Source organism: Pseudoalteromonas sp. (assembly GCF_041629635.1).
Taxonomy (GTDB): domain Bacteria; phylum Pseudomonadota; class Gammaproteobacteria; order Enterobacterales; family Alteromonadaceae; genus Pseudoalteromonas.
The window spans coordinates 1-10,380 of the sequence record NZ_JBFKMX010000126.1 but is presented as its reverse complement, the minus strand read 5'-3'; the positions used below and the strand labels follow the sequence as shown (position 1 = coordinate 10,380).

Annotated in this window: 9 protein-coding genes; 1 reads left to right on the top strand and 8 read right to left on the bottom strand. The window is 39.1% G+C overall.

Going from position 1 to position 10,380, the window contains the following annotated elements; translation table 11 throughout:
* The coding region (hmpA, locus tag ABYD77_RS15090; RefSeq protein ID WP_372770949.1) for an NO-inducible flavohemoprotein at positions 1-1,226 on the top strand (1,226 nt) is incomplete at its 5' end.
* 155 nt (positions 1,227-1,381) lie between these two features.
* On the opposite strand, the gene ABYD77_RS15085 is transcribed toward hmpA, so the two are convergent.
* The 8 genes from ABYD77_RS15085 to ABYD77_RS15050 all read right to left on the bottom strand — a co-directional run.
* Positions 1,382-1,954: a TlpA family protein disulfide reductase gene (locus ABYD77_RS15085; RefSeq protein WP_372770948.1), complete on the bottom strand. Its 573-nt coding sequence runs from the start codon at positions 1,952-1,954 to the stop codon at positions 1,382-1,384.
* A 76-nt stretch (positions 1,955-2,030) separates the two neighbouring features.
* Positions 2,031-2,171, bottom strand: coding sequence for a hypothetical protein (locus ABYD77_RS15080; RefSeq protein ID WP_372770947.1), 141 nt, complete (start codon positions 2,169-2,171; stop codon positions 2,031-2,033).
* A 510-nt stretch (positions 2,172-2,681) separates the two neighbouring features.
* Positions 2,682-3,980 (bottom strand): PAS domain-containing sensor histidine kinase, encoded by a 1,299-nt coding sequence (locus tag ABYD77_RS15075; protein WP_372770946.1) that lies wholly within the window; start codon positions 3,978-3,980, stop codon positions 2,682-2,684.
* Positions 3,952-5,313: a sigma-54-dependent transcriptional regulator gene (locus ABYD77_RS15070; RefSeq protein WP_372770945.1), complete on the bottom strand. Its 1,362-nt coding sequence runs from the start codon at positions 5,311-5,313 to the stop codon at positions 3,952-3,954. Before ABYD77_RS15070 ends, ABYD77_RS15075 begins: the two co-directional genes overlap by 29 nt.
* 173 nt (positions 5,314-5,486) lie before the next feature.
* Entirely contained in the window at positions 5,487-5,993 is a 507-nt protein-coding gene (locus tag ABYD77_RS15065) for a hypothetical protein (protein WP_372770944.1), read from the bottom strand.
* A gap of 40 nt (positions 5,994-6,033) precedes the next feature.
* Positions 6,034-8,466, bottom strand: coding sequence for an ABC transporter permease (locus ABYD77_RS15060; RefSeq protein ID WP_372770943.1), 2,433 nt, complete (start codon positions 8,464-8,466; stop codon positions 6,034-6,036).
* The gene (locus tag ABYD77_RS15055; RefSeq protein WP_372770942.1) at positions 8,467-9,168 is read right to left on the bottom strand and encodes an ABC transporter ATP-binding protein; all 702 of its coding nucleotides are present in this window, start codon (positions 9,166-9,168) and stop codon (positions 8,467-8,469) included.
* Positions 9,169-9,177: 9 nt separating this feature from the next.
* Positions 9,178-10,380 (bottom strand): efflux RND transporter periplasmic adaptor subunit (locus ABYD77_RS15050; protein WP_372770941.1); only part of this gene is annotated, 1,203 nt, incomplete at its 5' end.

Below are 10,380 nucleotides of genomic sequence, written 5' to 3'. Positions count from 1 at the left end.
TTTCTAACAACACGTTGCAACACACGAGGTATTACATGTTACAACAACGTCATATTGATATTATTAAAAGTTTAGTGCCATTACTTTCTGAGACTGGGCCTGCGCTAACAGCTCACTTTTATGAAAGGTTGTTTTTTCATCAGCCTGAACTTAAACATATCTTTAATATGAGCAATCAAGCGTCGGGCAGGCAAAAGGCTGCTTTATTTGAAGCTATCGCAGCGTATGCGCAGCATATTGATAATGTGGGCGCACTAAAAAGAGCGGTTGAGCGCATCGCCCATAAGCACACCAGTTTTAATATTCAACCTGAAATGTACCAAATAGTGGGTCATCACCTAACCGAAACCCTACGGGAATTAACGGGTGAACTATTTACAGCTGAAGTCGAAGAAGCTTGGACAGCGGCATATGACTTTTTAGCTTCTGTGTTTATTCAACGCGAAGGTGAGCTTTATGAAAACCGTGCAAAAAGCCAAGGTGGTTGGCGCGATAGCCGACCATTTGTAGTAAGCGAAAAGATCAAAGAGTCTGAACTGGTTACAAGTTTTGTCCTTACCCCACAAGACGGCAATGATGTGATTGGTTATGTGCCAGGGCAATATTTGGGTATTTCGGTGCAACCAAACAATCACCCATTTACTGAAATTCGTCAGTACTCATTATCAAATAAGCCTAATGGGCATAACTATCGTATTTCGGTAAAACGAGAAACAACAGTGCCGCAGGGGATTGTCTCTAACTTCTTGCATGATCATATTGAAGTGGGTGACACCCTTGCAGTTAACGCCCCTGCGGGAGATTTTTTCTTCCAAGACAAGCAATCACCTGTGGTACTTATTTCGGCTGGGGTAGGGGTAACGCCAATGCAGTCAATGTTTGAGTATTTATCGGCGCTAAATTATGAACACGATGTGTATTATTTACACGCGTGTAACTCAAAGCAACAACATTCGTTTAAGCAGCGTACCACTGAAATTGCCAAGTTGAATAACTGGCAAACCTATACTTGGTATGAAAAACACAATGAAGCAAACGAATTACCGGAAAACACATTACACGGCCTTATTGATTTAAACGATGCACGCTTACCGTATGGGCAAGCCCATTTCTACTTATGTGGTCCTGTTGCGTTTATGCGCTTTATCAAAACACAGTTATTGAACATGGGAGTAGGCACCGAGCGTATTCATTATGAAGTGTTTGGCCCACATGCAGACCTTTAAAGTTAAACCATTCAATGAATTTTTTGGAGTGAGTGACTAAGTCTAAAAGCTTAACATTTATAAGCCTTAACTTATGGTATAAAAGCGCCGAATTGGTATAACTATTCGGCGCTAACAGGGAATGGATTAATACACAGGGTATTTAAGTGCTTTGGTTATATTTTTACCGCGTCAGACTTACTTAAAGTGTTTGTGATAAATTCAACACCACTTGCCATAGAAAAACCTTGGCGCTCTGCGATTATGGTTCCTTGTTTATCTATTACGAAGGTTAAAGGCAATGTTGTACCAGATAACACGCTTTCTTGACCTTCCCAACCTTTTCTGTAAATAGCTAACTGATTATTTAACCCATTGTTTACTTTTAATATTTCATCATCTTTTGAGCGGACCGCTATATAAACAAACTTGGTATTTGGGTTTAATGCCTGCTGCTCAATCATTTGTGGTAGTTGCATTTCACATGCTTTGCACCAAGTAGCCCAAAACATAACTACTAGCGGTTGATCGCTAAATTCTGCAAATGTTGTTTCAGCGCCATCTAGCCCAATAAGTGTATGCGATAAGTTAATACTTTTTCCGATAGTTGTTTCGCGTGAATCAAGGATTTTTTGCACAGTCGCTTCGCCCAAATCTTCAACTACCGGAGCAGCTTTCGTCGAGTTGAACTGACTGGAAACATAATAAACGGATGCTAAAAATAGCATTGATAGAATGACTTTTTTCATAAAATTTTGTTTTTATTTTTTTAAAAATCACCTTTGGATCAAAGGTGATTTTGTAGTTTTAAGTTTAACTCAAACATTAAAATGCTTGGCAAACACAAATAACAACGTCGCCCGCACGGCCACAAGCACATACAACAACAGCAGCAGATGCATTCGCTGCAAAAAGTGCGATTGAAGACGTTGAAAGACCAGCGAGTAATTTATTAATTTTTGACATTTTGATTTTCCTTGTTTTAAACATTTTTATTGTTAATACCACTTAATTGAATTAAGTGATTTTAGTGTTGTATGTCGCGACATTTGAAATTTATAAGTTAACTCCTGGTTTTTCAAGGTGTTGATTTTTATTGCTATTTTATCGTTTTCGGGGGTTTTGTCCGGTTTTGTGTCCATAATCGAACGGCTGTAAACTTGCATGTTCAAACGTTTTCACTTTTGATTGAAATAAACACACTGCTTATGCTGTGGTTCAGTTATGGGGTGTGATTTCGAAAATAAAAAAACTGGGTGTGATTTTGAGTAATAAAGAGACGGGTTTTAAGTCTAACTTTGTATAAATATATTTCAGAATTTTGCTTTCTTTGCAGCAAACATGTTGAGTAATGGCATTAAATAACCAAAATCTTGTTATCACTTTTTAAGAAGTAATGGTATTCACTGATAAACATGCGCTGTTTATCAGTGAATACGGTATGAAATCTGATCTGACTTTTTAAACGAATACGTTTTAGTGTGGATTTAAAGTGAATGGTAGCCAAACTGAAACGGTTACACCTATGTTATCAGTATTGTTTTTAATGCTAATTTTGCCATTATGAGCTTCAATCAATTGTTTACTCAATGCTAAACCAATGCCAGAGCCTGATTCTTTCGTTGTGTAAAATGGCACAAATAAATTATTTTGTTCGTAGATTCCGGTTCCCTTATCGGTTATTTCAATCTGACAGCCATTATTTGTTTGATAGGTTAAAATCGAGATAACGTCTTTTTCTGTCATTGCTTCGTCTGCGTTTTTAATAAGGTTGACCAGTACTTGCTCTAGTTGCACGGGATCGGCATCAATAAAAGGAGCATTAATTTTTAAACTGTAATTGATGTTTGGTAGTAAATTACACACATCTTCTAACTTTTGCTTTATATCTATTTGTTCAACTGCGGGTTTCGGGATATGTGCTAATTCAGTGGTTCTATTGATAAACGATTGCAAACTTTTACTGCGCGCTGCGATTAATGACAAAGCTTCATATTTGTTCTTATCGTCTTTGAAATCGTCAGCAAGTGCATTACTCAGGGCATAAATTGGTGTGAGAGAGTTTCGTACTTCATGCCCGATCACCTTGATTAACTGATGCCATGCACTGAGCTCTTTAGCTCGTAATGCTTGCTCAATATTTTGCAAAATAACGAGATAAAACTTGTTATCTTCAGATGTCGAAACACAGCTTTTCACCGACCAAGTATCATTTTGCTGTTGGCAAACAATTTGATTATTTTCAGTCAAACTAAAGCCAAGATGCTCTAGGCTATCACCTTTAAATAAGCGCCAATCATTACCTAAAAATAATTTTGACTTGGGATTAGCATTGACCAAGAGTTTACGGTGATCAAATAAGAAAATCGGCGTGTCCAATTGCTCTAGCAGTTGATACATGATGTATGCATCTTTCTGGCGACTAAAATTGGCATGCTTAAGCTGGCTTTGTAATTTGTCATATTCAATGTTGAGCGAGTGCAACACCCCTTTTTTGTAAGGTAAATGGGGTGATGTGTTAAAGCTACTTGAGTTGATGTGTTCGAAACTATTCACCAGTACATTCAAGATTGAACGCACCTTGCCAATGGTTATTTTGCTCTGCCAAATTGCAATCACCATAATGGGTAATGCAATTGTTAAGTTTTGCACAAAAGACCAACTAGAAACGGCACAAAATAAACCGAGTGACAGTAATTGTAACGCCAATAAACTTGCAAACCTTAAGTTGAGTTGCTGCTCGAAACTAGAGGTATTTTTTGTATTGGACTCCATGTTTTTCTATCCTACGATATAATGCGCTTCGGCTGATCCCCAGTAATTCTGCGGATACATTGATATTACCATTGGCTTGCTCTAACGCTTTAATAATTAATGCTTCTTCCACTTGTGCAAGTGGCGCAACTGGCTGTGAATGTTCTACTGGTGTTGAATTTTGTGATAAGTGCTCTAACTCAATAACACTTGAGTCACTAAAAATAATTGCGCGTTCAATGGTATGTTTTAATTCTCGTGTATTGCCAGGCCAAGTATGTGCAATAAGCTTATCTTGGCAGTGTTTACTGAAGGTTAATTCAGGCTTTTGATACTCTTTACCGATTGTTTCAAGGTAGTACTGTGCAATTGGCAAGATATCTTCTTTGCGCTCGCGCAAGGAGGGGACCCTAATTTCTACCGTATTGAGACGGTAATATAAATCCTCTCGAAACTCATTGCTTGCGATAAGCTCGCGAATATTTGCATTGGTCGCAGAAACAATTCGACATGCCATCATATTGGTGTCGCTACTGCCAATGCATTCATACTTTTTAGACTCCAGCACCCGTAATAGTTTTGCTTGATTTTGCGTGCATGTGGTCGCAAGCTCGTCTAAAAATAGGGTGCCTTGTCCGGCGGCAGCAATACGTCCGGCTCTGTCTTCAAAGGCGCCAGTAAATGCTCCACGTTTATGTCCAAATAATTCACTTTCAAATAATTGCTCTGGCACCGCACCTAAGTTAACACTAACAAATGGAAATTCATTGCGTGGTGATGTTTGATGAATATGATGGGCGAGTAAGCTTTTGCCAGTTCCATTTTCACCCGTTAAAAGTACATTTGCATGAGACAGGCTGACTTTCTCGATTTGCTGCATTAGGTTTTCAAAAAGAGCTGATTGGTAAATGATGCCATTGTCTTCGTTTAACGAAGGGTTTGTATGGCTTACGGTTTTGCTAATTTTTAACTGGGTGGCAATAATGTCGTAAAGCTGGTGGTTTTCCCATGGCTTTTCTATGAAATCACGGGCACCAATTTGCATCGCTTGAACTGCCAATGGCACGGTAGACCAAGCGGTCATGACCAGCACTGTTAGTTCGGGGTAGAGTTGTCCCAAAGTTGCAACAAATGAAAGCCCTTCTTGGCCTGATGTTGTGTCTTTACGGAAGTTCATATCGGTTAATACGAGATCAACAGATGTGGTTTTTAGCAACAATAATGCGTCTGCAGGGCTGCTGGCATCAAGTACCACATAACCTTTTTCACTTAATAAATAACGAAGCGTAGTACGAATATCAATTTGGTCATCAACTACTAATATTCGCGTTACAGCGTGTTCATCATTCTTCATACAACGAGCGTTTCCTTCCTATGTGCCTGAAATGTTAACAAAAAAACAACATAAGTAAAGTCGATAAATAATAACAATTGCATTAATTAGCTGGTCATTTAACTCGCTAGAATGGTCAAATGACTAATAAAGTTGGTATAAGGAGCACAGGGTACTCCTAGAGGTTATTTAGCTTATTCGATATGTGTTACAGTGACATTAGCATTGGCCATTTTTTTAGGGTCAACGTCAAGTACCAGCCAAAGCACATCTTTGTTTTGCACTTTTGATAATACTTGTTCAATATCCTTGCGCTGCTTTTTACTATCTTCAAACCAATCTACATAACTTTCAACAACGATAATCTCCTGTTTAAAGTCATCTAAATTGATTGCCGCGCCATCTGCAGCGGTAATCCCTTTAAGGTGGCTAGCGAATGTATTTTCGCCTTTATTAGTTATCTCTGATAGCCCTTTAAGCATATTAACTTTTAATTCTTCATCTGCTTTATTTGTGCCATATAACAATACACCTTGCTTGTTAAATACTTTAACTTGCGGCATTGAAAGTGTTTTTTCCAAGAACATACGTTGAAATAACACTTCTTCCGCTACCGACAGCGTTTGTTTTTCGATTGCGGCGGATACATTTAATGATGTCATCATTAGCAGTGTTACGAGTGTGATAAGTTTCGTTCTCATGCTTTTTCCTTTTGCGTTTAAGTATAAATATAAATAGAGTTTATTGTTCACGTTTAAGTGCGCTCATAGGCGCATCATTTACCACCTGAGTAACGGGTTTGATAATCGCTATTAAGGTAGTGAGTACCATGGCAATAATCATTGGTACTAAATAACCGACCTGTAAGTAGCCAAATAAAGAAAAGTGGGCCGCATTTGCTTGGATAATGATGGTGGCTAAAGCAACGCCAAATAACATGCCAAATGAAAGAGGTTTTATATTTTCAAGCAGCATCATTTTAAGTAAATGTACTTTTTTGGCGCCCAGTGCCATTCGAATACCAAATTCAAAATGGCGCATTTTTGCGCTGTAGTTAACGATACCCCAAACGCCAATCGCAGCTAACAGCAATGTTAGCAAGCAGAACGAAGCCGCTAAAATAGCTGTCGTTTTGGCTAAATGTACTTCTTCTTCTAAAACGTCTTGTAAGCTTTGTAGTGAAGTAATGCTAAATGCACTGGTAGGTGAATTGATAATGCTATTAATATTGCTGAAATTAAAATGTTCAGACTTTCCATGATAAATATTTAATACGATCTGCTCTGATGGCAGCATGTCGCCATTGATTTTGTTATAGGGAACAATCACCAATTCATTGCCTAACTGAGATCGTAAATAACGTGATCGAAAGGTGTCTTTTATCACGCCAACCAATTTGTAAGGGCGGCCAGTAATAAACACAGAATCGCCAATAGCCCAGTTTTCACCGAGTAAAAGACGCGCACTACTTTGATTGAGAATGACTTCATAACTCGCTTCGGCACTTTTCTGACTAAAGGTTGAGCCTTTAATAAACTCAATACCAAGCACATCAAAGAAATTATGCTGAGCTTTATTTACAGACAGCATATACTCCGCTGAGTCGATGCTTTTTCGCACCGGAAAAACAACGCCCGCCATAATAACAGGGCTTGAATTACTTAAAGCCACATTAGTTACTTCTGGTAATTGCCTTATTTGTTCTATTACTGCAGGTAATGCACTAGCCAATTCACCTTTTGACAAGGCCTTATTCTTTCTCTCAAGTGTAAGAAGTGCTCTTTGTTCGGTGTTAAATCCGGTCACTTTTTCAAGCTCTGTGAATGACTTTTGCAAAAAGAGTGATGAAAAGCAAAGTAGCATCGACACAAGTGCAGATTGCCCTAATAACAATGCAACTCGTGAACGGGCTGAGTTTTGCTTTCCGCCACCTTTTCCTGAGGTTTGCATTTGTTGATTGAGCGCGGCGTTACGTGATAACCAAAAGGGAATATACGAAAAGAATAATGCTAACAAACAACAAATTAGCATTGAGAAAAGCAAGGTATAGCTGTCTATGGATAGTTGGTTTAAACGCGGCAATGAATCACTGCCAATAAATTTAATCAATTCGATAGCCCATACTGCAATTAATAATGCCATGATGCCGGAGGCAAACGATAACAAAGAGCTTTCCATGAGCAGTTTGTTAAACAGTTGCTTATGTTTTGCTCCCACTGCAACATGAATTGCGAAGTCTTGTTTCGATTCGACAGAGCGCGCAATAAATAAATTCGATAGGTTTACGCAGGCAACCAGTAACAGCATCAATGCACCTAACAATAAAAGCAAAGAAAGGCGGTCAGAATCGCCAATAATCGCCTCTCGCAAAGGCGTAACATGCGCTTTTAGTGTGCCAAAGCTTAACAATGGATTATTTATTTCCGTTTTTAATTTATTAGCAAGGTTTTGAACGTCATTAAGGTAAGATGTGCGGTTGTTAGCATTTCCTTTCGCAATGATACTGGCGTCACCTTCAGAAATGTTTTTATCGCCAAACAAATCCGCATTACTGTAATCCAAAGGAAGGTACAATTGAGGTTGTTCTGAGGCTAAATTATCAGGTGATAGCACCCCTTTTTTTAGTACGCCGACAACAGAAAAAAAAGTGCCGTCAATGTTGATTTGACGGCCAATGATCGCCGGGGAAGCAGAAAATTTTTCTTGCCATAATTGGTAAGACAATACCGTTGATGGTGTGAAGTTATTCAGTTTTTCATTGTGGTTAAAGGCTCTACCATAGGCTGTTACAAGGCCTAATTGATCAAAATAGCTGGCTGATACAAAGGCTGTTTCTAACTTAAATAACTGGTGTTGCAGTTCTAATGTTCGGGTTTCACCGACATAAAGAGAAGCGCTTTCAAAGCTCGTTTGGTTTTCCACAAAGCGTCTTTTTAACACGGGAAGTGAAGGAAATGTTTTGCCTGCAAAGTCTAACTTTAAGTCGACAACATATTGTTGCTGCGCATCTTTAAATGGCAAGCTTTGTAATAACAACAAGCTATTTAAGCTAAACACACTGATCACAGTCGCCATGGATAAGGCTAAGGTAATCACAACGGTTAATACAAATTGTGGCCGTTTTGTCAGTGCGCGCATGGCTACGCGCAGTTCCATTAACCAATATGCACTCATTTACGCAACTTCCATATTTTGAATAGACCCTAAAACTTTGCCGTCAAACAAATCAATTCTACGCTTTGCTTGATTAGCATAGCGAGCATCATGCGTAACCATGCATAAGGTCGTACCTTGGTTGTTTAAGTCGCTAAGCATTGCCATCACAATGTCGCCATTGTGCGAGTCCAAATTCCCTGTTGGTTCATCAATTAATAAAATGGAAGGAGACATAACCAATGCTCTAGCAATGGCAACGCGTTGCTGTTGCCCGCCAGAAAGTTGCGTTGGGAAATGATTAAGTCGATGACGCATTTCGACTTTGTCTAACGCTTCAACCGCTGTTTTTTTAGCACCTGCTCCTTTGCTTGCACTGTAATACAATGGCAGGGCAACATTTTCCCACACGGTTAACTCATCAATAAGGTTAAATGACTGAAATATAAATCCAATTTCTTTATTTCTTACTTCAGCCAGCTGATCGGTATTGAGTTTATTAACATCAATGCCATTGAGTAGGTAGCTGCCAGATGTGGCTTTATCCATCAAGCCTAGAATCGATAACAAGGTTGACTTACCACAACCCGATGGCCCTGTAATCGCAACGTAATCACCTTGGTTGATCGAAAGATTAATATTATCTACCGCGGTTGTGGTCATATCCTGAGTAATAAACTTGCGGGTAATATTCGTTAACTCAATCACGCTTTTATTATTCATCTTCTTCCCTTAATTAATCAATGCGATTTGTTTGTAGTTTTGCCATTGCTGCATATCTGAAATCACCAGTTGTTGATTAGCTTCTACGCCATTTAGCACCTCAATATACTGGCCTACGATACGGCCAAATGACACTGTGGTTGCCTCTGCGATTTGCTCTGCATCATCAACTAAAAACATGTCCACTTTTGAATGGCTGGTGATATTGGCGGGTGTTTCAACATACAATGCGTCAGTGATGACATTTGAGGTGATAAACCCTTGAATATTAATTTCTGGACGGGCGCTTTTTGGTAATGGTTGTTCAATTTTTGCTTCAATCGTGACATAACCATTTGTTACAACAGGATCAATTCGGCTGACAACCGCAGAAACAGGTTGCATAGCAACGGTTAACATTACAGGGTTTCCTAATGCAATTTCGGCGGCATGGCTTTGCGGTAATTTGAGCTCTGCATCAAGGTTACTCACACTGCCAACTTCTGCGAGTTTAGCGCCTGCGACAATGTTTTCGCCCAGCTCTACAGGTAAGCGCTGTAATACACCGTCGATGTTAGAGCGTACAATCAATGACTCTTTATTTTTAAGTTGTAAACTCAGCTGACTTTTAGCAAGTTTAACTAGTTCTTTTTCAACGGATAATCGAGTTTGGTTAATGGCTTTTAAGTGATTAATACGTTGCTCGGCAATGGCAAGGCGTACTTCAAGTTGCTCAACCGTAATTGCTGAAGTTTGAATTTGTAATTTTGAAATTGTGCCACTGTTTTCTAAGTTTTTCTCAGCCGTGTATTGCAAGCGCGCCGATTTAAGTTCGGCTTTTAATAGCGCAATATTTGATTGATGTTGGAGTTGTTGGTCTTGTAGTTCTATCTCTAGTTTTTTTAACTTAGTATTGGCTTGGTGTAATGCTAGTTGAGCAGCTTCAACCTTTTGATTTAATTCAGGGTTAACGAGTTCGAGAATAATGCTGTCTTTATTCACTTGCGCACCTGGTTTGAGGTGGATTTTCTCTACTGTTGCTGCAACCGGCGTGGTCAATATGCGCGTATCTTGTGATATCAGTTTGCCATATGTATTGATTACAAGCGGTAAGTCCCCGCGTTTAACCGACTTTATATTGATATGATCACGCTGTACACCAACGTTATAGGATGATTTAAGCCAAATAATTAAGGTCAGTAGCGCGAAGGCAAAAATAGCGAATAACTTTGT